Below are 1,690 nucleotides of genomic sequence, written 5' to 3'. Positions count from 1 at the left end.
AGCGTCAGGTTCTAAATATGTTGTTGAAAAATCAATGGTATTTACTTGTACGGCTACTTGGATTTTTGATAACAATGAACCTAAATGTGTTTTATCTCCTGATAGATTACAAATTCCAAATAGTTCGTATAGAATACTGAAACATATCCCTGATATATCCGGTCACGGTAATCATGGTAAGATTAACAATTCTGCTTATGCTGAAATGAGTGGAGCTAATGGGTATCCTTATAATTATAATAATGAAGAATTCGCTATACAGCCAGGTTCTGAAATAATAAACGATACAACGTTTATTATTCATAAGTTGGTGCCAAATGTAGGAATGGTTAAAAACACTCCTTTGTATAAAGGAAAAATTAAAATAACAGGACTTAATAATAAGTTGGCGTTGTATGTTTATGCAAAAGGTTATTTAGATAGCGAAATTATTAATAGTTATAAAATATATAAAGATGGAATATACGACATAAATATAGTAGGAGTTACAGAAGTTATATATTTTCATGTTGTATCACTTATTGATGATGTCCAAAATAGAGATGTTAATGTGACTATTCAGCAAATAGGAGAATATGAAGGCTCATTCTGTCTTGATGGCGTAGATGACTTTGTTACTATTCCGACTTTAGTTACCAAGCAGTCTTTAATTAAATGTAATTGGACTACTCAAAATTATAACAAGTTCTTAGTAGACTATCGTAAAGACAATGCTTCTAATGGTTATTCTACAAATAAAACAGGTAGTACAGATATACAACTAGCTTATAATGGAAGAGTTACTTATATAGATGGAATATTAAATAAAAATTTAATTCCAGATGATAATTTAAAAGAAATTACTCATTGTGCTACTATTCAGTATCCTAATAATGTTGAATCTGAAACCACAATAGCATCTGCTTTTGACTTAAGAGGTTATATGCAAATGGCTCTTTATACTTATATAGCATTTTCTGAATTTTCAACTGAAGAAAAAATTAAAGAGTTAAATGAATATATAGGAACAGAAGGTAACATTGTAGAGTGGAACCCAACTATTACTAGTAATATTCCTTATAAAGATATATCTACTTATATTACAACTGACGGAACTACAGACCTCTCTCCTAAAGTTGGAAATCTTTATAAGAAAGGTGACAAACTTACAATAGGTATTAAGCCTGCTAAGGATTTAGATGAAGTAGGAACTGTTACTGTAAATGGAGTTGAAGTTAAACGTTCTAGCTTAACAGAGTTAGGTTATTATATTTACACTACTGTATTGGATAGTACTCAAATTATAGATATAACTATTGACGAATATATTAAATACGAGGACATTGTTCAACCATTCCCAACAATATTTGAATTGAAGAATGTTGATACTAATGTAACTTATACTTACGGAAGCAAGTTAAAGATAGGTTCAGAGTTCTTATTTGATAAATGGACAAATTTATTACCAGAATTGTATAAACCTACTGGAAGTGGAAGGTATAATGGAAAAGAATTTAAAACTGGAAATACATATACTGTAGAAAAAACTATGACATTCTCCTGGAGTTCTCCAATGGAATACTTATTAAGTTCTGCTCCTAAATGTATATTCTCTCCAAGTAAATTAAGAATGCCTAATGAATCTTATAGATATTTAGGTTACATTCCAGATATTTCTGGTAATGGAAATAACGGAATCTTTAATAACTTT

1 protein-coding gene is annotated in these 1,690 nt (G+C 29.5%); it reads left to right on the top strand.

Annotation, left to right across the window (positions count from 1 at the left end; genetic code table 11):
* Positions 1-1,690 (top strand): hypothetical protein (locus QX565_RS00045; protein ID WP_289290485.1); only part of this gene is annotated, 1,690 nt, incomplete at both ends.

The sequence above is a fragment of the Bacteroides sp. 41_26 genome (assembly GCF_949740115.1).
Taxonomy (GTDB): Bacteria; Bacteroidota; Bacteroidia; order Bacteroidales; family Bacteroidaceae; genus Bacteroides; species Bacteroides nordii.
This window is presented reverse-complemented; position numbering and strand designations above follow the sequence as displayed.